Here is a 21,256-nt window from a genome sequence, read left to right as displayed (position 1 = left end):
CTTTGATACATTTTGATAATGGCTGTTTCTAGCCAACCATCACGACGTTGGTAAGGTTCAAAGAGCTGAGTATGAAACATTCCTCGTCGATCACGGGGAACCATAAGGTTTTCAATTTTGCCATAACGTGTGTCTAATGAACGTTGATAATAGCCATTTTTGCAGTTAGGTTCATTAGGTCTTTCGACCTTTAAAAAGTTTTCAAGCTCCTCTCTCATAATGAGCTCAAGTTTTTCTTTAACAAATGCTCTTAACAAGTTATCTAGTTGATTTTCTATTCCGGAATTTGTTACACTTGATACCATAAGGTAGGGTACTCCTTTCTCTTATGGAATCTGGACAATTCCGAGGATACCCTACCTATTTTTATTTTTTCAAGTGCTTACACAAAATATTGTACGTCATCTGTGGCCATCTAGCAAGGCGATAACCAAACAATAATAGAGGCAATAATAACAAAAGAACGATATATAGGGGAAGGCCGTACTAACGTCCCTCCCTCTTTTAAAACTATTTTTTTATTAAGGTTAACCTCCTCCCACAGCTAATCGTTGTGGGCTTTCCCGCCCAGACTTTTGTGAATTAATTCATCACAAGTCCACCATCTACTATCAGGTTTTGACCAGTAACTGCCCTGGCCCAAGGAGAGGCAAAGAACAATACCACATCTGCTAAATCTTCAGGAGTCGTTACTTTTCGTAAAGGAGTTGTGGATTCAATCAGATCAAAAACTTCCTGACTTGTGGCTGAACTGGCATCAGTTGTTCTTAATAGTCCACCAGATACCATATTCACGGTTATGCCATAAGAACCGAGATCTTTGGCCATATTACGCGTGAAACCAAGCAATGCTGCTTTACTGGTGGTATAGTCATGATATGGTACAACCGGATTTTGGACTAAGTTAGTTCCGATGTTGATAATCCTTCCAAATCCAATATTTTTCATATCGGCTAACCCAGCGTGTATAGTATTTAATGCTGCTTTAACGCTCCCTTCTAATTGTTGCATATAATCATCCCAGCTAATTGTATCAGGTGTCTTACGATTTTGGGGATCAAATACATAGTTGACCAGTGCATTGTTTACGATGGTCGTAACAGGATGATTGAAATATTTTTTTGCTTGGTCAAACATAGCTGTTACTTGGTTTGAATCTCTGATGTCAGCCTTGATGGCAAGAGATTGATCACCTAACTCTTCTGCTAATTTATTTGCTAACTTTTCGCTACGATAATAGTTTATTACGACACGGGCACCCTCCCTGGAAAATGCACGTGCAATGGTCGCACCTAGACCACGACTTGCTCCAGTAATAAGCACTACTTGTTCATTGATATTCATTGACAGACTCCTTTCACACATTAATTGATAGATGAATGTATGCTAAAAAGTTGGCCAATGCGTTGGATAAACCAATTTGGTATATTGGGTGCTACGATGGAGACTCCCGAGAATTTGCTTAGACAAAAGTTGAATAAGAATCGAACGTTCATGGACATACATCTGGTAGAGTCGGAATCATATTTAAGTGCTGATGAGAAAAATTTAAGTGCTGATGAGAAAAACATAAAAAAATTGGGAAAGGGATAAGAGAAAACCGCTCCTTATAAGTTAAATAAGTTGGAAAGTTATTTAGAAATTGTGATTCATGGTCATTTTTTGTGAGAAGTAGTTAAGATGACATGAAAAAACTCGCTATTTCCTGGCAATCCTTGTCATAGGCAAAAACAAAACGATTGGAGGAAATAGCGAGTGAAAACAGATATCCGTTTACCACTAGGATTGCCAGAATTTACGGTTTTAAAACAAGAAATCACGGAAAATAAAGTTGTGATTCAGGTGGAGACAATGGATCCCCCTGAGCGTTGTCCTTACTGTGGTTTTCAAGAGTGGAAAAAGCATGATCAACGCCTGAGAAGCGTACGTGACCTGCCCATTCATAACCGACCGGTTTATTTGATCATCCAACTCAAGCGTTGGCACTGTACCAACTGTCAGGAAATCTTTGATGAGCACCTCCCATCTGTACCAAAAAGCAAACATCAAACTCATCGTTTCAGAAAATATGTTTTCGACATGTGTCCCGGAGTGACCATCAGTTATGTGAGTCGGCAGGTCCATCTGCCCTATAAGACGATACCTGGATTCAGGCAGCCCTTCAAAGTTCATTCATGCCTTTTCATGATTTCAGCAAGACACTGGTGACTTGGAAAACTCATATTTTAGCCTATTTTCGGTTACCTATACCAATGCAAGGACAGAAGGTACAAACCATAAGATTAAGAACCTTAAAAGAAGGGCTTATGGCTACCGGAATAGAAAACGATTTAGGTTAAGAGTTAAGCTTGAATGTGGCTGTTTTCAACAAGCTCATTCCCTTCTTCACTTCGCCTCAGCTTAGATGATGTCGCTTCAAGCCTCAAGCCAAAAGCACTTGACCCTTTCGCGCCATCGTCTCTTGATTGACTAGGTGAAGAAGGAGATTTTACGGCTTATACAAGGCCCGGAAATGTGCGAGCTCCACAAAAAATGACGAAGAGCCAAATGACGAAGAGCCACTTTTTGATAACTTCCACCTTAATGTGATCACCAACCTTGATACAGCCACACGTAATGAACCAACAACTATCACTTCTATCACTTCGTTTGTCCCTCACTTACTGGTCATCCATTAAATCCTCACTTCCCCAGCCTGTAACCAACCGCCTCGGCAATATCCTCTTCTACTATCAATTCATGTTCATTTAGATCAGCAATGGTGCGGGCCACCTTTAAAATCTTATGATATCCTCGCATGCTTAACTGGTGGTATTCAAAAACCTCCCGCATAAACACCTCCGCTTCCCGTGACAGCTGGCAAATCGCTTTTACCTCTTGAGCCGTCAACAATCCGTTTGGCTTGTCACTGTTGGTGCGCTCCTGTTTGAAGGCCAGCGCTTGTTCAACCCGGCACCGGATGTTGGAGGTGCTGTAGGAGTCACTTTGTGGCACATCTGCCCCCACAATTTCATCATAACTTAACAGCGGTACCTCAACTTGTAAATCAATGCGGTCTATGATGGGACCGGACAGTTTGGCCCGGTAGCGTTCGATTTGTGTAGCCGTACAGGTGCAGGGGTTCTTTTCAGTCTCATAGCCATAATAGCCGCAAGGACAAGGATTCAAAGCGATAACCAGCAGAAAGCAAGCTGGGAACGTATACCGCTGATGGTGACGGGTAATGGTGACATGACGCATTTCCAGAGGCTCCCGAAGCGCTTCGATCACCGAACGTTTAAATTCCAAAAACTCATCCAGAAACAACACTCCGTGGTGGGCCAGACTAATCTCCCCCGGTTTAACAGGGTTGCCCCCACCCAGCATGCCGGTCGTTGTGATGGTGTGATGGGGCGCCCGAAACAACCGGTGCTTCCCCATATACGAATCATCTCCCCACATGCCAGCCACACTGTGGACTTTGGCCACTTCCACCCACTCCCGCTCAGTCAAGGGAGGCAAGGCTGAGATCAAACGTCTGGCCAACATCGTTTTTCCACTCCCAGGGGGGCCCACCATCAGCATGTGATGAAAGCCTGCCGCGGCAATTTCACAGGCCCGTTTGACATGCTCCTGCCCAATAATGTCCTCAAATAATTCCATATGTTTGTTTTCTACTTTTTGCTCTGCTGTGGAAACAAACGGGCCATCTCCCACTTTCACCCGCAGCTGTGCCACTTTATCAACAGGCCTGCCCCACTTTTCCGGAGCATGAAGCATTTGGAGCAAATGTTTCAGATTTTTGATCAAAACAGGGCGGACACCCTCGATGAACTGTGCTTCAGCTGCATTTTCAACAGGCAAAAAGATATGCGTAAACCCTTCCTGTTTGGCCGAAAGCAGCAATGGATAAATACCTTCACTTTTTCTCGTGGTCCCGTCCAGGGCCAGTTCGCCTATCACTAACAGCCGGGATAATTGCTTGCTCACTTTCTGGGGTAACTCCACCTGTCCGTCTGCAATCAGAATCGCCAGAGCCACAGCCAGGTCAAAAAATGAACCTTCTTTACGCACATGGGCAGGAGCCAGATTGACCGTGATCCGTTTGGTGGGAAACTGGTAGCCGCTGTTGCGGATGGCCGAGCGCACCCTTTCCTTTGATTCTTTCAACGCTGTCCCCGGCAGACCGACAATATCAAACTGGGGCAATCCCGGCGCGATATCCACTTCAACCTCAACAATTTGTCCTTCTATACCCGACAGATGGGCGCCATACAATTTGACATACATCACAAAGTCCCCTCAAATTTAGCAATCTTTCGTCTTTTTTGCTTAAAAAGCTTGGGGGTAACGCTTGATCCACGCTTGCTTCTTCTTGCTGTCTATATAAACAGCAACCACATCATATTGCACATTCACTTCCCCCATGTTATACCGAAGAAGAAAGTACTGGCTCACTTTATGAATGGTGGCCATTTTCCTGGGGGTGATTGACTCTTCTGCGGTACCGTAAGCACCACTGCTTTTGGTACGTACCTCAACGAAATAGAGGCAGTTGCCTTTTTTAAAAATCAAATCGATTTCACCCATACGACAACGAAAATTGCGCGCCAGGAGCTCAAACCCGGCAGCACGATAACGCTTTTCAACCAATTGTTCCCCGTAAACCCCCAGTTTCCGGCGCCATTCACTCATGCATGATGTCCTCCAAGCTCAACTGGCCGTCAATAAAACTTCTGCGGTGCAAGGGTGTTAATCCATATGTATGTATCGCTTGCCAATGTTCTTTAGTACCGTAACCCATATTGCGTTCAAAGCCATATTGGGGGTAGCGCACAGCCTGCTGTTTCATCCACGTATCCCGCTCCACTTTGGCCAAAACTGAGGCTGCAGCAATGGAGGCAGAGCGGCTATCTCCCTTGACAATGGAGCGTTGGCTGATATGAAGGGGGATGGTCATGGCATCCAAAAGCACATAGTCCGGTGCATGACACAGTCCTTGGACCGCTAGCGTCATCGCTTTTTTGCTTGCCTGATACACATTAATGCGGTCAATCTCTTCTGCATCCACAAAAGCGACATGATAAGCAACCGCCTGCGCTTTAATTTCTACAGCCAGCTCTTCCCTTAAGGAGGCACTTAATTGTTTGGAGTCGTTTAATTCAAGCAAACGGATTTGAGCCGGTAAAATCACGGCGGCGGCCACAACTGGTCCGGCCAATGGGCCTCTGCCAACCTCGTCCACTCCGGCAATCGCGGTGTAACCTTGCTCCCTTAACTTTTGTTCCATGGCGATCAGCCGCTCCCAACGTGCTTCCTTGTGGCGGTTCAGTTCTTCTTGGCGCAACCACTGGCTGGCCAGTTGCCTGATACCCTTGCGCTTATCCTGTTCCAAGAAAGGCAGTACAGCCTCCACTTCCTGCCTCTTGGCCTGGCGCATCCATTCTTTTAACTGGGATACAGTCATTTTGGACGTGTCCATCCTGTCCTTCCTTTCACGCTTTTTGGTCAATCTAACGAATTGATCAGTTGCTCCATGTCTTGGGGCAGCGGAGAATCAAAAATCATCTGCTCTCCACTTGAGGGATGTTCAAAGCCCAGTACCTTGGCATGCAAGGCTTGGCCGTCGATGGGCAGCGTTTTGGCGGGACCGTAGACAGGATCACCAGCCAAGGGATGGCCAATATACTTCATATGAACCCTGATTTGGTGGGTCCGTCCCGTCTCCAAACGGCACTCGATTAAGCTGTAGCGAGTAAAACGTTGAATCACCTCAAAATGAGTGACAGCCGGCTTGCCACCGGCAACCACAGCCATTCGCTGCCGGTTGTGAGGGTCCCGGCCAATGGGGGCATTGATCGTTCCTGAACCGGGACCCACTTGTCCATGCACCAAGGCCACATATTTGCGGATGACACGGTGCCCGCTTAATTGTTTGGCTAAGGACAGATGGGCGCGGTCATTTTTCGCCACCATCAGCAAGCCTGAGGTATCTTTATCGATCCGATGTACAATACCGGGGCGTAAAACTCCGTTTATGCCTGACAAGTCTGTGCAGTGGGCCAGCAAGCCATTGACCAGCGTCCCGCTGTAATGCCCCGGAGCGGGATGCACAACAAGGCCCCTTGGCTTGTTTACCACAAGCACGTCTTCATCTTCGTAAACAATATCCAAATCCATTGGTTCCGGTTTAATATCCACTTCCTGCGGAGGTGGTACCCGCAACACCACATGATCATTCTCGGTCAGCTTATAATTTACTTTAACCGGCTGGCCGTTCACCGTTACACGCCCCTCTTTGATCCAGCTTTGAATCTGGGAGCGTGACCACCCTTCACTCTCTTCAGCCAGAAATTTATCGATGCGTATCCCGTCTGCTTCTTCATACTGCCAATCGAAAATATGCGCTTGTGACATCGTTCATCGATCCTTTGATTTTTCTTTACGTCCCTCTCTTAGCGTATTCACCAGCATTAATCCTACCCCGATCACCAGGGCACTGTCAGCTATATTAAAAATGGGGTAATCATAAAAAAATGACCCGATCACAATTTTCACATCCAAAAAGTCAACGACTTCACCCATGAATAAGCGGTCAATAAAGTTGCCTAATGCACCGCCCAAAATCAGAGCCAAGGACAGGGAAAGCAATTTTTTCTGATCTTTAACCTTCACAATATAATAGATGACACCGTTCACTACGATGGTGGTAATAATGATGAAAAAAAGACGCTGATTTTGCAAGATGCCAAACGCAGCACCCGCATTACGGTGTGAAGTCAAATAAAAAACGCCTTCGATAATCGGAATGGATTGGCCGATGTCCATGTAGCGCACAACCAGCCATTTGGTGATTTGATCAAAAACCAAAACTCCAAGTGCGATCAAGAAGTAGATCATCTTCTTCCTCCATTTATTTATTGATCCTGTTTCCAAGAGATATGACGGTTAGGCCTGTTCATCGGCAAATGAGTGATGAAAAACACGAAAGCTCTCCCATAAGTCTTCCAATTCCTCCAGCCGTTTTTCCACTTTCTCTTTTTCAATCCGGGTTACAGCTGTGATCAAGGCATTGATAATACTGAGCGGTGCCACAAATGAATTAATAAAAGAGTTAATATCACTGGCTGCAGTGAGACGTATATCAGCATAGGGCATTAACGGGGACAAAATATGATCGGTCAGGCACATGGTTTTGGCCCCTTTTTCCTGGGCATATTTCATCACTTCAACCGTTCGCTTCGTGTAACGGGCAAAACCCATGCCAATCACCAGATCTTTATCTGTCATGCCCAATAAATGCTCGGATATGCCATCTGCTTGCACAATCAACTCCGTGTTTTGCAACACCAGATCAAGATAAAATTCCAGAAAAGCGCCTAAACTGGCTGCACTGCGATAGGCGATAATATAAATATTCTCAGCTTCAATAATGGCCTTGACTGCCTTGTTAAACTCGTCTTTGTCAATCTGCTGCAGAGTGGCCTGCAAGTTGGAGATATCATCATGCAATACCTCATGAACCACACTTTCCTTTTTATCACGGTTGGCCATGCTGGTCATTTGCAGACGTTCGACTGTCGTCCATTGGCGCTTCAACGCTTCTTGCAAATGGCGTTGCATGTCAGGATACCCCTGGTAACCAAGGAAGACGGCAAAGCGGACAACAGTGGCCTCGCCAACGCCAGATAACTGGGCCAGCTTGCTGGCCGTAAGGAAAGGAGCCGAATCTGGATGGTTAATAATATATTGGGCAATCTTCTGTTGTGACTTGCTCATCTGACCCATTTTTTCCATGATCCGTTCATAAATATCTGATTTGTACAAATCAGATCGCCCCTTCTTATAAAATTTAGCCTTCATCGGGACGGTGAGCAACGGGACCAGGAAAATGATGCGGATGAGCTTGGGCTTGAAGAAGACGGAAACGTCAGTCTTGATTTAACTGTGAACCTCTCTTCACCAGCAACTGCTTGGCTGCCGCTTCATAAGCATCAATGGTCTCCTGAATCTCGCGGTCACTGTGAGCCAGAGACAGGGAATAACGGTTCAGCGGCTTCGTATAAACTCCTAGTGTTAGGAGATAATAATCCAATTGCCTGCGTAAATCAAGGTTCGCATTTTGCAAATCCCGATAATTGGTGATAGGTTCAGTGGTCATGACCAGATTAAAGATGGTTCCCAGTCCCAATGTTTGCACAGGAATCTGATAATATCTTAACACATTTTCCAGTCCGCGTCTAAGTTTTTCCGTTGTTCTGACAATGGTCTCAAAGTTGTCTCCCTCTTCCAGCACATCCAGAGTAGCCAATCCCGCTGCCAGAACAGAAGGATGTCCATTGTATGTCCCGCTATGGAAGAGAACGTCTTTCTTCTTTGATTTGACATTCATCTCAAACACATCTTTTTTTCCATGCGGAGAAGCCACGTCCATGATCTCTTTCTTACCCCCGACAGCACCGACTGGGAAGCCGCCACCCAAGACTTTGCCCAGAGCAGTGAGATCTGGTTTGATACCATAGAGGGATTGGGCCCCTCCCAAGGCGACACGGAAGCACGTTTTCACTTCATCAAAAATCAGCAGTATGCCAAGTTCTTCTGTTAACTTACGCAAGCCTTGCATGAATGATTCAGTGGCAGGGATAAAACCAGCCTGTACCGGTTCCACGACCACTGCAGCCAACTCCTCTTTGCGGGCTTTTAAAATGTCAGCAGTCGCTTCGAGATCGTTAAAAGGTAAAATAATGGTATGTTCCTGATAATAAACATCTATCCCTGCTGAATCAGGCACGGCCACGGGTGCATCGGCTGGTCCCGCTTGATCAAGGGGCGGATTGATACTTAACAGCACCTGGTCATATCCTCCATGGTAATGCCCCTCAAACTTGGCAATTTTTGATTTACCTGTATAAGCATGGGCTAGGCGGATCGCCAGCAAGGTGGCTTCTGTGCCAGAGTTGGTGTAACGGACCTGCTCCACTCCTGGATAGAGCTTAACCAGACGTTTGGCCATTTCAACTTCCAATTCATGGGGGGTGCCAAAAATAGTGGTCCCCTTGGTCACCATCTGTCTGATAACCGCATTGGTTACTTTATGATGGCCATGTCCCAGAATCAGGGCCCCATAGGCCAGTAAGTAATCCACATACTCGTTGCCGTCCACATCTTTTAGACGGGAGCCCTCAGCTTCGGCCATCATAATGGGATACGGATCAAAGTATTTAATATTGGCTGTGACACCCCCCGGCATCACCTGCTGAGCTTCTTGAAACAGTTGATACGATTTTTTTGTTCTGTTTTTTAATAATTGAAGCGGATCTTGATGGGCTACAATCGCCATCGTTCTTCCTCCCCCTAAGTCTATTCAATTTCATTCATGGTTTCTTGTTTATGAAGGAATATTTCCTTCTCGTTTATTATTATATGAAATTTTTCATTCATTTTACACCCTTTCTGGTAAAAAAGCAATAAAAATTTGTTTGACTGTACAAAATATGAAAAATGTGTGGTATGATGATGTTGGTCGCAAGGGAAAGTTTCTTGCTGTCCAAGTTTACTTAGCAAAACGAACGGGTAATAAAAGAGGGAATAACTCCTTTACTATTCAGAACTCCATACATACCGGAACCTGGTTGGCCTGAATCGTAAAGGGGTTAAAATAATATAAACAAGGGGGAATTCTGTCTATGAAGAACAGAAAGTTTGGCTTGCTTGCCTTACTCCTTGCTTTGGCCTTAGTCTTGGCTGCCTGTGGAGCTGCCCAAGACGATGGTCAGGAGCCTGAAGCAGAAGGCAATGGCGATGCTACTGAAGAAGCACCCCAAGAAGGTACTGACGGATATTATGTGATGGGAACCGGTAGTACTGGAGGGACCTATTATCCCTTAGGACAAGAAATGGTTAATGTATGGAACAATCACATTGATGCTAATTTTGACGCTGTAGCTTCCGGTGCTTCTGTGGAGAACCTGTCCAAAATCGGCACAGGTGAGTTTGACTTGGGTATGACAGTACACATTCCTGCTCTGGAAGCCTACAATGGTGAAGGTGAGTTTGCTGACGGTGCTATTACCAATTTCGCTTTCATCGGCCATATTTATCCTGAAGTATTGCAAATTGTGGTCCGTGAAGGCAGTGGGATTGAAAGCATTGAAGATCTGCGCGGCAAACGGGTGGCCATTGGACCTGCGGGAAGCGGAACCCAGGCTGTGGCCAAACTGGTACTGGAAGCCTACGGTCTTGAAGATGGCGATTATGAAGCGTTCCAAGAGGATTTTGGTGCTGCCAGAGACCGTCTTCAAGACAATACCATAGATGCTTCCTTTGGCTTGCTTGGTTTGCCCAATGCAGGCATTGAGGAACTGCAAGCTTCTGCCGGTGATGTGAAGCTTCTGGAGATTTCTGCTGAGGCCCTTGAATATATCGAAGCAAACAGCGGCTATGAAGCCTACACCATCCCGGCCGGAACCTATAATTGGATTGATGAGGACGTGACCGTGGTTTCCGCCTATGCCGTTTTGGTGGCTAATACAGATAAGGTTAACGACGACCTTGCCTATGAGTTGGCGCGTGTCATGATTGAGCATGCTGATGAGAACACTCATCCTCAATCAGACCACACCACACTTGAAAATGCCCTATTAGGTTCTGATGGACTGCCGATCCATCCGGGTGCTGAAAGATATTATCAAGAACAAGGTGTTTTAGATTAAATAGGTATACAAGACACGCAACACAGATGAAAGGGGCCAGGCACAGTGTGTTTGGCCCCTTGATTGGCTTATCTGATTGATTGCCTTATTAAATCAAGGTGGTGACTTCCTTTATGACTAAACAAGATACAACTCAAACGCAGAACCAAACCCAGGATGACTCCCTCTTGGAAAAATATGACCGGGAAAGTGCTTACCGCAAAAAATTAGGAAAGTGGGCTTGGGTTGTCTCTTTTTTAGCCATTTCACTGACGTTGTTCCATCTGTATACAGCTTCATTTGGCATCCTGCGCTCTCAGATGCAGGGGGCGATCCACGTGGGAACGGCTTTGGGTCTCATCTTTCTTTTGTATCCTGTGAAAAAAGGAATACAGCGCAAACAAAAAAGTGTCCCCTGGTACGATGTCATACTGGCTTTCACCTCTCTCTTTGTTGGCTATTATTTTGCTTTCTTTCTCGATGAGTTAACAGTTCGTATCCCTAGAGGCAATGCAACTGAGCTGGATATTATTGTGGCGACACTTGGGGTTCTGCTCGTTCTGGAAGCCACACGCCGCTGTGTCGGCTTGCCGATCGTCGTTATAGCCACGCTGTTTATGATTTATGCCTTGTACGGCCAGCAAATGCCTTTCTTTCCCCATCGCGGCTTTACATGGGAAAATCTGGTAATACGATTATACTTTAGTACAGAAGCTATTTTCGGTACACCTATTCAAGTGTCGTCTAAGTTTATCTTCCTGTTCCTCTTTTTTGGCGTGCTGCTGATCAAGACAGGGATTGGCCAGTTCTTCAATGATTTGGCCTTTGCTGCCACTGGCCGATATACAGGGGGAACAGCGAAGGCAGCTGTAGCAGCTAGTGCTTTACAAGGAACAGTAACAGGAAGTTCCGTAGCCAATACGGTCAGTTCGGGATCCTTTACCATCCCTATGATGAAAAAATCGGGGTTTAAACCGGAGTTTGCAGCAGCTGCAGAAGCTTCGGCCTCCACAGGCGGCCAATTAATGCCCCCGATTATGGGTGCTGCTGCCTTCTTGCTGGCTGAGTACACTCGCATCCCCTACAGTCAGGTCATGCTGGCTGCCCTGATTCCTGCTTTGCTTTATTTCACCGGTGTGTTTATGGGTGTGCACTTCGAGTCCAAAAGGCTGGGCATTAAAGGCCTGCCCAAAGAACTGTTACCAGATATTAAAGAAGTGATCTTGCGCCGCGGCTATATGATTTTGCCCTTGGTGCTGATCTTTAGCACATTACTGATGGGCTTCTCACCTATTCGTGCAGCCCTGGTGGGTATTGCCACCGCATTTGTGCTCAGTTTCTTTAGAAAGGAAACTCGCTTTTCATTTAGGGATATATTAGAAACGTTGGAGCAAGGGGCACGGGTTGCTTTACCCGTGATCGCGGCTTGTGCGACCGCTGGGATTATTGCCGGAATCGTTGTGATCACAGGATTGGGAGGCAAAATAGCCGGTGGGATTATCAATCTGTCCGGCGGTGTTCTGTTCTTGACCTTAATCTATACCATGTTTGCTTGCATCCTGCTGGGCATGGGGCTGCCGACCACGGCTAACTATGTGGTCACCGCTTCCATTGCTGCACCCGCCTTAGTGAGTCATCCTGACTTTGCTGTACCTGTGCTTGCCGCACACTTGTTTGTGTTCTACTTTGGCATTGTGGCTGACATTACACCACCTGTCTGTCTTGCCGCATACGCAGGTTCAGGTATCGCCCGCTCCAATCCGTTTATGACAGGAGTAACAGCGGTCAAACTGGCTGTAGCAGCATACATCATTCCTTACATTTTTGTCTTTAATCCCATGCTCATTCTGATCGACTATACACCATTATTATTAGCACTTGCTGTGCTCACTGCACTGTTTGGGATGGTCGGGATCAGCAGTGCTTTAATGGGTTATCTGATTCGCCGCGCCTATGTTTGGGAGCGTATCATCTTATTTGTAGCGGGACTGTTACTCATTTCCCCCAATAAATGGGTGGACTTAGCCGGATTGGTGCTTATTGCCCTGATCTGGTTCATCCAGAAACAACGTGCCGATGACTCCGGCCTTAACAATAAGCAGGTTGAACCACAGCAAACTTAATGAAAATCTAAAGAGTAGGCGGGACTCTTCCCCGCCTACTCTTTATACGTGTATACCACTGTTTACACTTGTTAAGCATTGGCCAACAGACATTGAATTAATGACTGCAATTGGTTGTCTTAATTAGTACAAATTTTTTACATGCTTTTCTTCCAGGCGCTTTTCGATTTTTTCTAACTCTTTTTTATCATTTAGGAGCAGATCTTTGTTCTCTTTGATCAGCTCTTCCAGAGTAATTTTTCTGGTACGGCGCATGTGCATCACCTCTTTTTATTTTTTTATGTCAAGTAGGATTAGTCAGATATTTACCCTTGGATCATTGTGACCCTTTTCACTTATTATTTTACCCTATTTTTTTAGTTTGTAACCATTATAATTGTTACATTTGTTTGACAATTGGCCGCAAAAAGAACTAAGTGCTATAAAAGCACTTAGTTCAGTAATATTATTATAACATAAATTTCTGACCAGGTTAAGCAAGAGAGAACATAGGCTTCGCCATCGCCCTTAGCTTGGCGAAGCCAGGTTGTCTTTTACGCTTTCATAAGGTGTTGGTAGTGCTCGTTGACAATGCTGGTACAGCGCGGGCAAAGCGTGGGGTGTTTCTCATCCTGTCCACGTTCAGGGGTGATTACCCAGCAGCGTTCACATTTCTCACCTTCAGCCGGCTGGATATATACCTTCATGCCTTCTAAGCCTAGTGCCTGTTCATGGGCGGGAGTTTGCTCATCATACAGCTCAACCTGAGACACGATAAACAATTTGTCCAGCTGATCGAACTGCTTTAATAACTGGAAGTTTTCTTTGTTCGGATAGAGATGAACCTTGGCTCCCAATGATGAACCAATCACTTTTTCTTTACGGGCCACTTCCAGGGCTTTGAGTACTTCGTCCCTGGCTTTCATAAAGGCATTCCACTTTTGTTCCAAGTCCTCATTAAAGTAAGTTGGATCCACTTCCGGAAAGTCTGTCAGCTGAACGCTTTCTTCCTGGACGCCAGGGATATATCTCCACACTTCCTCGGTGGTGTGCGGCATAATCGGCGTCAGCAATTTGACCAGCATGGTTAAGATATCATACATCACCGTTTGTGTAGCCCGGCGTGCTTTGGCCTGAGCAGGCTCCGTATACAGCAAGTCTTTGGAGACATCCAGGTAAAAGGCGCTTAATTCAATGGTGCAGAAGTTGTGGATGGTCGTATACACATTGTGAAATTGGAAGTCCTCATAGGCTTGCCGAACCCGCTTCAGCACCTTTTGCGCCTTCAGCATAATGAAATGGTCCAGTTCCGACCACTCCTCCATATTGACCCGGTCCTGCTGTGGATCATAGTCGGCCAGGTTACCCAGCATAAAGCGTAAGGTATTGCGGATTTTACGGTACACCTCGGCAATTTGTTTCAGTATCTCATCGGAGATGCGCACGTCCTGTGTATATTCCACGGAAGAGACCCACAAGCGCAGGATGTCGGCGCCAAGCTGATCCATCACTTTTTGGGGCACAATCACATTGCCCAGCGATTTGGACATTTTGCGTCCCTCTCCGTCCAAGGTGAAACCATGGCCCAACACTGTTTTGTACGGAGCCCGACCGTTCACGGCCACTGAAGTGGACAGTGATGAGTTGAACCAACCGCGGGATTGGTCGGTTCCTTCCAGATATAAGTCTGCTGGCCAGGAGAGGTCCTCCCTTTGTTTCAGCACTGCCTCATGGGAAGAGCCGGAGTCAAACCAGACATCCATTGTGTCTGTCTCTTTCGTAAAGGAGGATGAGCCGCAGTGCGGGCACTTAAATCCTTCCGGCAACAGCGCTTGTTCATCTTTCTCATACCAGGCATCAGAACCTTCGTGAAGAAAGACGTTTGAAATGTGCTCAATGGTTTCATCTGTAATAATCTCTTTTTGGCAGTCCTGACAATAGAAAATCGGAATAGGCACACCCCATACCCGCTGGCGGGATATACACCAGTCACCCCGGTCCCGGACCATATTGTATATGCGGGTCTCGCCCCAGGCCGGCACCCACTTGACTTTCTTGATTTCCTCCAGCATTTTTTCACGGAAACCGTCAATGGAGGCGAACCATTGCTCTGTGGCCCGGAAAATAACCGGCTTTTTGCTGCGCCAATCATGGGGATAGGAGTGCGTAATAAAGGACAACTTAAGTAAGGCACCTGCTTCATCCAGTTTTTGGGTGATTACTTTATTGGCATCATCATAGAACAAGCCTTCAAATCCAGGTGCTTCTTCGGTAAAGTATCCGCGGTCATCAATAGGGCTTAAAACTCCCAAGTTGTATTGCTGTCCCACATAAAAGTCCTCTTCCCCATGTCCCGGAGCGGTATGCACACAGCCGGTGCCAGATTCCAACGTGACATGCTCACCCAAAATCAGGGGGGATTCCCGGTCATACAGCGGGTGGCGTGTGAGCACATGTTCCAGTTCTGCACCTTTGAAGGTGTTCAAGAACTCATACCCGTCCCATTCCAGCTCTTGTTGCAGCTGCTCCAAAAGCCCCTTGGCCACCAGATATTTGTGTCCCTTGACACGAACCAGTGCATAATCAAATTCGGGGTGCAACGCAATGGCCAAGTTGGCTGGAATAGTCCATGGCGTGGTCGTCCAAATCACAACCGCACTGTCCTCATCCAGCTTACCCTTGCCATCTATGACCTGAAAGGCCACATAGATGGATGGCGAGCGTTTATCCTTATATTCAATTTCAGCTTCAGCCAGTGCGGACTCGGAAGAGGGGGACCAATAGACCGGTTTTAACCCTTTATAGATGTATCCTTTCTTGGCCATCTCCCCAAACACTTTCACTTGACGGGCTTCATACTCAGGCTGGAAAGTAATATAGGGGTTATCCCAATCTCCGCGTACCCCAAGGCGTTTAAATTGCTCCCGCTGACGGTTAATATACTTTTCAGCATACTGTTTGCACAGCTGTCTGAATTTAGTGATCCCCACTTTTTTGCGGTCCACTTTTTCGTTCTTAATCACAGCATGTTCAATCGGCAACCCATGGGTATCCCATCCGGGCACATATGGGGCATGGTAACCTGTCATCGATTTATAGCGGACCACAATATCTTTCAGTACTTTGTTCAGGGCATGGCCCACATGGATGTCCCCGTTGGCATAAGGGGGGCCGTCATGGAGGATGTAGGTTGGACGTCCTTTGGTCCTTTCTTGCACTTGGCGGTAAATATCGATCTCGTCCCACCACTTTTGCAGATCCGGTTCCCGCTTGGGCAAATTGGCCCGCATGGGGAAGTCTGTTTTCATCACTTGTAATGTTTGACGGTAATCCATTGATTGATCCCTCCAGTTTCAAACTCATCTGTCATGAAAGAATAACAAGACATGGGAAAGGATAAAAAACTAAAACGATAAAAAACCTCTCATCCATCTAGGGACGAGAGGTTGCTCGCGGTACCACCCTAGTAAACGCAAGCAGTCTCTGACACCGTTATAAAGGAAGGATGATAACTGTTATACTCTGTCAGGAGACGCTGCGTTCACTCTGGATTCGTAAGGTGAATCATCCCGGTCACGCTTACTCTCTATTCAGCGTGCCAACTCCCAGGTGATCTTCAATAACCCGTTTTCATCAGGCTTCCACCATCCCTGATTCGCTAGGGAAAACGATGTTATTTACTCTCCTGTTCATCGTTGTTCAGCTCTGTTGATATATATTTTATTATAGGCAGTATAAAGAATAAGTAAACCCCGCGTCAAGCCCGTTTTTAAAGTTCAGCCGTTTGTGAAAGGAACGGTGTGAAAGACATAGTTGGGCGGCTGCATCATAGTTTGGGCTAAGCAGAGCACATTAGCGGGATACTCTCAGCTCTTCCACTTCATTTAGATCACTTTTGGCCAGCTTGTCCCAATCGTCATTCTCCAGCATCTCCAGTTGCGCTTCCAACAGGGTGCGGAAACGGGTGCGGAAAATGGACGCTTGTTTTTTCAATTCCTCAACTTCCATGGCAATTTTGCGTGATTTGGACAACGCTTCATTGATAATGCGGTCCGCATTTTTTTCTGCTTCCTTAATAATCAGCTCTGCCTCTTTTTTGGCATTGGCTTTCACTTCATCTGCCGTTTCCTGGGCAACGATGATCGTTTTACTTAAACTTTCTTCAATGTTACTAAAGTGGCTCAGCTTTTCGTTGGCTTCGGCCACTTTTTCTTCCAATTCCTTTTTTTCGCGAATTAAAATTTCAAATTCCTTGATCACCAAGTCCAAAAACTCATTCACTTCATCTTCATCATAACCGCGGAACACGCGCTTAAACTCTTTATTATGAATGTCCAACGGCGTTAAACCCATGCCCTGCCCCTCCTTCAATTCTTACTTGTATTCACTCTTGGCGCTTTTTAACCTTATTCGACACAATATCCAAAAATCCTGCTCATTGATCACTTTTTAAATCCAAGGTAAATGCGAAATTTATCTTTACGGGTTTTTCTGTCAATCTCTTTAAATAAAAACCGACCAAAACCCTTGATGGAGATCGTATCACCCTCACTGACTGTTTCCGCAGGGTGATCTTCCGTTTTCCAATTAACCTTCACTCTGCCCGACTTGATCAGTTGCATGGCTTTGGCCCGTGACAGGCGGATACACTCAGCAACGATCACATCCAACCGCAGGGAGCTGACAACAGCGGTCAGCTGATCCCAAGTCTCATCAGGAACAGACAAAGCCGACCATTCAACTCTTTCTATTTTGACCCGCTGACGTCCAATTTGGGTTAAGTACAGACGGATATACTCTTCCATCTCTTTGACCACAATCACCTGCTTGGTCTCCGGGGTGATTAATATATCTCCCACAACCTCCCGTTTAATGCCCAGCCCTAAAAGTGAACCGAGGACATCACGATGGGTGATTTCCCCTGCCTGGCTGTGCTCTATGGCTAACAAAGAGAGCTGAAATTCTTTATGACCTGCGTCCCAATAAGCGGGGATGATTAGCGCCCGCTTGCGTTCAGCTTGATCATATCCGCCCCACAATGTCACACTCACATCGGGGATGTGGCCCACAACAGAGCGGATAATAAACTGCTCCCTGGGATTTAAGAAAGGGGTTAAACGGGGCTGGTGGCGCACACCGACCAGCTCAGCCCACTCTGTGATCCGCTCCACAAAAGGGCGCTCCTCAGTGCGGAAATGCTGCTTGAGATGCTCCATGCCAAACTCCTTACAACAACATGTCGATTAAAGCCACTGCACCATAGTTGGCAAAACGCAAAGCAAGTAAAGCAACAATGGGAGAAATATCGATAAAGCCCAGGGGCGGAATAATCTTGCGGAATGGGGCCAAAATCGGTTCTACAAATTTGCCCAGCAGTTCACCAAAAGCGGACTGGCGTAAATTGGGAATCCAGGACATCAAAATGTAAATAAACACCATCAACGTATAGATAAAGAAAAAAGTGTTAACAAATTCAATCAAAAATGATTTCATTTCATCACCTCATTTCTTAATCTGCTGCACCGTTTCAATGGCCTGTGTCAAACTATGTATGTTGCGCCCCTCCATAATAGGATACTGATTATCGGCCCATTAAACAAGAACCTAGCCGCAGATAAGTAGCTCCTTCCTCCACAGCAATGGGGTAATCATTGGACATTCCCATGGACAATTCCGTTAAGGGGGCATGGTCGTACTTCCTGTCCTGCAAAAGAATTTGCAATTCCTTTAAGCGGCTGAACACCGGCCTGGTTTGTTCAGGATCCTCCACATAAGGGGCCATTGTCATTAAGCCAATGGGAACAATATGGTTAAACTCAGCCAAATGCTCCACAAACCGCTCTACCTCATCCGGATGAAGACCATGTTTAGAGGTTTCCCCTGACACATTGACCTGGATAAAACAAGGCATGCGCACACCATGCCGGGCGGCCCTTCTTTCAATCTCCCTGGCCAGAGAAAGCCTGTCCAAAGAGTGAATATAACGGAATTTATCGATCACATATTTGACCTTGTTCGATTGCAAATGGCCGATAAAGTGCCATGTTCCCTTATCACCCAATTGTTCCCACTTCTCTAGTGCATCTTGTGCTTTGCTTTCACCGATATGTTCCAGCCCCGCTTTGAACACCTCTTGCATCTGCTCCGGAGACATGTACTTTGTCACAGCCACCACCGTAATCTCGTCTGGGCTGCGTCCGCTTCTGGCACAGGCCCGCTCAATGTTATCCCGAACCTTCAGCCACTGGTCATAGATGCTCAAGGATCATCCTCCTCTCATTACTGTGCTGATTTTTGCCTAATGGCGATAAAGCTGGCCATGCGCCCCGTTCGTCCTTGCTCCTTACGATAAGAGAAAAACAGATCAGGACGGCAACTGGTGCACCACTGAGAGATATCAATGTTGCTCCCAGGGATCCCTGTATGAATCAATAAGTCATAATTAATCTGTTTCAAATCAAGCATATATTTACCGCCCTCTTTGTCCCGGATCACACCCTCACTTAAGCGGGGCATCATTGACCCCAAAGCATTAATCACCCGGTCATCCACTTCATAACAGCAACCGCCAATGGCAGGTCCGATCAGTACCTTGATCTCTTCAGGACGGCTGCCAAACTGTGCTTGCCAGCGCTTCACCATTTTGGGACCGATCTCGGCCACCGTTCCTCTCCAGCCGGCATGGGCCAGCCCAACGACTTTTAGCCTGACATCTATTAAATATAATGGCACACAATCGGCATAAAATGAAGTCAAAAGGATGGAAGGATAATCGGTATACAAGCCGTCAACACCAGGAATGGCGCTGTCGCTCCCGCGGCTGCCCCGCCCTTTATCACCGGGCTTGACATAGTAAAGTTCAGCACCATGCACTTGTTCTCCACAAACCATATCCTCAAGGCTCATCCCCAGCCGCTCAACCAAACGCTGCCGGTTAGTCATGACGTCCTGTTCATTATCGCCCACATGGAGGGCGCAGTTAAATGAGGCGAAAGGCAGCCGGCTCACTCCTTGTTTACGGGTGGTAAAACCGGCGATCAGCCAAGGGTAGTCTTTGTACCATTGTGTTGGAATCAAGAGGTGCTCAGCAGATCGTGTCAAAACCTCGCTTGTGCTCATCCAGCCACGCTCCTTTATCCTTATCTTATAGAAACGGAGTGAAAAGCTCAATAGATAAGGGAGAACAAGCCCCTGCCTCCTGCAGCGCTTGTCCCCCACTAATCAGCCTTGAGAGTAGGGGCGGTAAACAGGCGGCTCAGTGCTGGAAGACTTCTGCTCACCTTCTTCCTCCAGGCGATAGCTGGATGTATCCAAGCGCACCAAAATGACGTCACTACCGATCTTCACAATATTGTGCCAAGGAATAACAATATCCTGCCCATTGGAAAACAACCCGAAAAACTTTCCAGGACCGGGACAAACGATCGCATCAATGTGCCCCTGTTGCAAATTGATCTCCAAATCATAGATGGTACCTAGATTTTTTCCGTCCACAATATTGACAACGTCTTTGGTTTGTAACTCCGATATCTTGATCATCGGTGTCCCCACCCATTTCAGCTTGATTAATACATGTATATGTGCTTCAAACAAAAAAGTCCACAAAAAAATGCCGGCCGTCCCCTCATTGAGTGATTACTGGCGGCCTCATCAGCCTCTCAATGGTGGGCGACCGGTCCTGTACCCCATTAGGGATGAACCTGCACATATTTTTGCATCTGGGCAATGGCTGCTTTTTCCAAACGGGAGACCTGTGCCTGGGAGATACCGATTTCATTGGCCACTTCCATCTGAGTTTTGCCTTCAAAAAAACGCATGGAAAGAATCGTTTTTTCCCTGTCATTTAGCCGGCGCATCGCTTCTTTAAGAGCGATTTCCTCCACCCACTGATAATCTTTGTTTTTGTCGTCACTAATCTGGTCCATGACAAAAATAGGGTCTCCTCCATCATGGTAAATGGGCTCAAACAGGGAGACAGGGTCCTGAATCGCATCTAAGGCAAAGACCACGTCTTCCTTGGGGACGTTTAATACTTCAGATATCTCCTGCACGGTTGGTTCGCGGGAATGTTCATTCGTTAATTGGTCCCTGACCTGCAAAGCTTTGTAAGCAATGTCCCGTAAGGAGCGGGAAACGCGGATGGGATTGTTGTCACGGAGATAGCGGCGAATTTCACCAATAATCATCGGAACAGCATAAGTGGAAAACTTCACGTTTTGACTGAGATCAAAATTATCAATGGATTTCATTAAACCTATACAACCGACTTGAAACAGATCATCAACATACTCCCCTCGATTGTTAAAGCGCTGAATGACACTTAATACCAGGCGCAAATTGCCGTTCACCAGCTTTTCACGAGCTGTATAATCCCCGTTTTGCATCCGTTTAAAAAGTTCTCTCATTTCTTTGTTGGTGAGCACAGGCAGTTTAGAGGTATCCACTCCACATATCTCAACTTTGTGTCTGCTCATTGGCTGTTCC

Annotated in this window: 21 protein-coding genes, 1 pseudogene and 1 other annotated feature; of the genes and pseudogenes, 4 read left to right on the top strand and 18 right to left on the bottom strand. The window is 46.4% G+C overall.

Annotation, left to right across the window (positions count from 1 at the left end; all coding sequences use genetic code 11):
- Both J2S00_RS10010 and J2S00_RS10005 read right to left on the bottom strand, forming a co-directional pair.
- A partial coding sequence (locus tag J2S00_RS10010; RefSeq protein WP_307338952.1) for a transposase occupies window positions 1-305 on the bottom strand: 305 nt, incomplete at its 3' end.
- A gap of 277 nt (window positions 306-582) precedes the next feature.
- Window positions 583-1,344, bottom strand: a complete 762-nt coding sequence (locus J2S00_RS10005; protein WP_307338948.1) for a 3-oxoacyl-ACP reductase — start codon at window positions 1,342-1,344, stop codon at window positions 583-585.
- 507 nt (window positions 1,345-1,851) lie between these two features.
- Between J2S00_RS10005 and J2S00_RS10000 the strand changes: the two genes are divergently transcribed.
- Entirely contained in the window at window positions 1,852-2,208 is a 357-nt protein-coding gene (locus J2S00_RS10000) for a transposase family protein (protein WP_442319988.1), read from the top strand.
- Window positions 2,139-2,404: pseudogene (locus tag J2S00_RS09995) on the top strand (transposase); the annotation flags it as partial. The gene J2S00_RS10000 and the pseudogene J2S00_RS09995, both read left to right, overlap by 70 nt.
- Before the next feature lie 278 nt (window positions 2,405-2,682).
- Here the strand turns inward: J2S00_RS09995 and J2S00_RS09990 are convergent.
- The 7 genes from J2S00_RS09990 to J2S00_RS09960 form a co-directional block, all read right to left on the bottom strand.
- Window positions 2,683-4,269 carry a YifB family Mg chelatase-like AAA ATPase gene (locus J2S00_RS09990; RefSeq protein WP_307338944.1) on the bottom strand — a complete coding sequence of 529 codons (1,587 nt, stop codon included), beginning with the start codon at window positions 4,267-4,269 and terminating at the stop codon, window positions 2,683-2,685.
- 42 nt (window positions 4,270-4,311) lie between these two features.
- Complete coding sequence (locus J2S00_RS09985) at window positions 4,312-4,674, bottom strand: YraN family protein (RefSeq protein ID WP_307338941.1); 363 nt, start codon at window positions 4,672-4,674, stop codon at window positions 4,312-4,314.
- Window positions 4,667-5,461 carry a ribonuclease HII gene (gene rnhB, locus J2S00_RS09980; RefSeq protein WP_307338938.1) on the bottom strand — a complete coding sequence of 265 codons (795 nt, stop codon included), beginning with the start codon at window positions 5,459-5,461 and terminating at the stop codon, window positions 4,667-4,669. The genes J2S00_RS09985 and rnhB overlap by 8 nt, the downstream gene beginning before the upstream one ends.
- A 26-nt stretch (window positions 5,462-5,487) precedes the next feature.
- Window positions 5,488-6,396 (bottom strand): RluA family pseudouridine synthase, encoded by a 909-nt coding sequence (locus J2S00_RS09975; RefSeq protein WP_307338935.1) that lies wholly within the window; start codon window positions 6,394-6,396, stop codon window positions 5,488-5,490.
- A 3-nt stretch (window positions 6,397-6,399) separates the two neighbouring features.
- A complete protein-coding gene (lspA, locus tag J2S00_RS09970; protein ID WP_307338933.1) occupies window positions 6,400-6,879 on the bottom strand; it encodes a signal peptidase II in 480 nt (159 codons plus the stop codon).
- Window positions 6,880-6,927: 48 nt separating this feature from the next.
- Window positions 6,928-7,806: a MurR/RpiR family transcriptional regulator gene (locus J2S00_RS09965; RefSeq protein WP_307338930.1), complete on the bottom strand. Its 879-nt coding sequence runs from the start codon at window positions 7,804-7,806 to the stop codon at window positions 6,928-6,930.
- 103 nt (window positions 7,807-7,909) lie between these two features.
- Window positions 7,910-9,319 carry an aspartate aminotransferase family protein gene (locus J2S00_RS09960; RefSeq protein WP_307338927.1) on the bottom strand — a complete coding sequence of 470 codons (1,410 nt, stop codon included), beginning with the start codon at window positions 9,317-9,319 and terminating at the stop codon, window positions 7,910-7,912.
- A 346-nt stretch (window positions 9,320-9,665) separates the two neighbouring features.
- On the opposite strand from J2S00_RS09960, the gene J2S00_RS09955 reads away from it, so the two are divergent.
- Together J2S00_RS09955 and J2S00_RS09950 are read left to right on the top strand one after the other, a co-directional pair.
- Window positions 9,666-10,691, top strand: a complete 1,026-nt coding sequence (locus J2S00_RS09955; RefSeq protein WP_307338924.1) for a TAXI family TRAP transporter solute-binding subunit — start codon at window positions 9,666-9,668, stop codon at window positions 10,689-10,691.
- A gap of 113 nt (window positions 10,692-10,804) precedes the next feature.
- On the top strand, window positions 10,805-12,793 hold the full coding sequence (locus J2S00_RS09950) for a TRAP transporter permease (RefSeq protein ID WP_307338922.1): 1,989 nt from the start codon (window positions 10,805-10,807) through the stop codon (window positions 12,791-12,793).
- A 123-nt stretch (window positions 12,794-12,916) separates the two neighbouring features.
- On the opposite strand, the gene J2S00_RS09945 is transcribed toward J2S00_RS09950, so the two are convergent.
- The 9 genes from J2S00_RS09945 to sigG all read right to left on the bottom strand — a co-directional run bounded on the left by J2S00_RS09945 (window position 12,917) and on the right by sigG (window position 21,246).
- Entirely contained in the window at window positions 12,917-13,048 is a 132-nt protein-coding gene (locus J2S00_RS09945) for an FbpB family small basic protein (protein WP_307338919.1), read from the bottom strand.
- 278 nt (window positions 13,049-13,326) lie between these two features.
- Window positions 13,327-16,107 carry an isoleucine--tRNA ligase gene (gene ileS / locus J2S00_RS09940; protein ID WP_307338916.1) on the bottom strand — a complete coding sequence of 927 codons (2,781 nt, stop codon included), beginning with the start codon at window positions 16,105-16,107 and terminating at the stop codon, window positions 13,327-13,329.
- A gap of 96 nt (window positions 16,108-16,203) precedes the next feature.
- Window positions 16,204-16,474: a binding site (T-box leader), on the bottom strand.
- A gap of 150 nt (window positions 16,475-16,624) precedes the next feature.
- Entirely contained in the window at window positions 16,625-17,125 is a 501-nt protein-coding gene (locus J2S00_RS09935; protein ID WP_307338914.1) for a DivIVA domain-containing protein, read from the bottom strand.
- 89 nt (window positions 17,126-17,214) lie between these two features.
- Window positions 17,215-17,988, bottom strand: a complete 774-nt coding sequence (locus J2S00_RS09930; protein ID WP_307338911.1) for a YlmH family RNA-binding protein — start codon at window positions 17,986-17,988, stop codon at window positions 17,215-17,217.
- Window positions 17,989-17,998: 10 nt separating this feature from the next.
- Complete coding sequence (locus J2S00_RS09925) at window positions 17,999-18,265, bottom strand: YggT family protein (protein ID WP_307338909.1); 267 nt, start codon at window positions 18,263-18,265, stop codon at window positions 17,999-18,001.
- An 88-nt stretch (window positions 18,266-18,353) separates the two neighbouring features.
- Window positions 18,354-19,034, bottom strand: a complete 681-nt coding sequence (locus J2S00_RS09920) for a YggS family pyridoxal phosphate-dependent enzyme (protein WP_307338907.1) — start codon at window positions 19,032-19,034, stop codon at window positions 18,354-18,356.
- 17 nt (window positions 19,035-19,051) lie between these two features.
- A complete protein-coding gene (gene pgeF, locus J2S00_RS09915) occupies window positions 19,052-19,891 on the bottom strand; it encodes a peptidoglycan editing factor PgeF (RefSeq protein ID WP_307338904.1) in 840 nt (279 codons plus the stop codon).
- 102 nt (window positions 19,892-19,993) lie between these two features.
- Window positions 19,994-20,311: a YlmC/YmxH family sporulation protein gene (locus J2S00_RS09910; RefSeq protein ID WP_307338973.1), complete on the bottom strand. Its 318-nt coding sequence runs from the start codon at window positions 20,309-20,311 to the stop codon at window positions 19,994-19,996.
- Window positions 20,312-20,460: 149 nt separating this feature from the next.
- Entirely contained in the window at window positions 20,461-21,246 is a 786-nt protein-coding gene (gene sigG, locus J2S00_RS09905; RefSeq protein ID WP_307338901.1) for an RNA polymerase sporulation sigma factor SigG, read from the bottom strand.
- Window positions 21,247-21,256 lie beyond the last annotated feature (10 nt).

This window comes from Caldalkalibacillus uzonensis (assembly GCF_030814135.1).
GTDB classification, from domain to species: Bacteria; Bacillota; Bacilli; order Caldalkalibacillales; family Caldalkalibacillaceae; genus Caldalkalibacillus; species Caldalkalibacillus uzonensis.
This window is presented reverse-complemented; position numbering and strand designations above follow the sequence as displayed.

What these genes read in the sequence shown, in the direction of transcription:
- J2S00_RS09950 (WP_307338922.1), top strand. Translation starts at nt 10,805, where the DNA reads ATGACTAAACAAGATACAACTCAAACGCAGAACCAAACCCAGGATGAC.
- J2S00_RS09930 (WP_307338911.1), bottom strand. Translation starts at nt 17,988, where the DNA reads ATGGAGCATCTCAAGCAGCATTTCCGCACTGAGGAGCGCCCTTTTGTG.
- J2S00_RS09955 (WP_307338924.1), top strand. Translation starts at nt 9,666, where the DNA reads ATGAAGAACAGAAAGTTTGGCTTGCTTGCCTTACTCCTTGCTTTGGCC.
- J2S00_RS09925 (WP_307338909.1), bottom strand. Translation starts at nt 18,265, where the DNA reads ATGAAATCATTTTTGATTGAATTTGTTAACACTTTTTTCTTTATCTAT.
- ileS (WP_307338916.1), bottom strand. Translation starts at nt 16,107, where the DNA reads ATGGATTACCGTCAAACATTACAAGTGATGAAAACAGACTTCCCCATG.
- J2S00_RS09935 (WP_307338914.1), bottom strand. Translation starts at nt 17,125, where the DNA reads ATGGGTTTAACGCCGTTGGACATTCATAATAAAGAGTTTAAGCGCGTG.
- lspA (WP_307338933.1), bottom strand. Translation starts at nt 6,879, where the DNA reads ATGATCTACTTCTTGATCGCACTTGGAGTTTTGGTTTTTGATCAAATC.
- rnhB (WP_307338938.1), bottom strand. Translation starts at nt 5,461, where the DNA reads ATGGACACGTCCAAAATGACTGTATCCCAGTTAAAAGAATGGATGCGC.
- J2S00_RS09990 (WP_307338944.1), bottom strand. Translation starts at nt 4,269, where the DNA reads ATGTATGTCAAATTGTATGGCGCCCATCTGTCGGGTATAGAAGGACAA.
- J2S00_RS09910 (WP_307338973.1), bottom strand. Translation starts at nt 20,311, where the DNA reads ATGATCAAGATATCGGAGTTACAAACCAAAGACGTTGTCAATATTGTG.
- J2S00_RS10005 (WP_307338948.1), bottom strand. Translation starts at nt 1,344, where the DNA reads ATGAATATCAATGAACAAGTAGTGCTTATTACTGGAGCAAGTCGTGGT.
- J2S00_RS10000 (WP_442319988.1), top strand. Translation starts at nt 1,852, where the DNA reads ATGGATCCCCCTGAGCGTTGTCCTTACTGTGGTTTTCAAGAGTGGAAA.
- J2S00_RS09960 (WP_307338927.1), bottom strand. Translation starts at nt 9,319, where the DNA reads ATGGCGATTGTAGCCCATCAAGATCCGCTTCAATTATTAAAAAACAGA.
- pgeF (WP_307338904.1), bottom strand. Translation starts at nt 19,891, where the DNA reads ATGAGCACAAGCGAGGTTTTGACACGATCTGCTGAGCACCTCTTGATT.
- sigG (WP_307338901.1), bottom strand. Translation starts at nt 21,246, where the DNA reads ATGAGCAGACACAAAGTTGAGATATGTGGAGTGGATACCTCTAAACTG.
- J2S00_RS09985 (WP_307338941.1), bottom strand. Translation starts at nt 4,674, where the DNA reads ATGAGTGAATGGCGCCGGAAACTGGGGGTTTACGGGGAACAATTGGTT.
- J2S00_RS09975 (WP_307338935.1), bottom strand. Translation starts at nt 6,396, where the DNA reads ATGTCACAAGCGCATATTTTCGATTGGCAGTATGAAGAAGCAGACGGG.
- J2S00_RS09945 (WP_307338919.1), bottom strand. Translation starts at nt 13,048, where the DNA reads ATGCGCCGTACCAGAAAAATTACTCTGGAAGAGCTGATCAAAGAGAAC.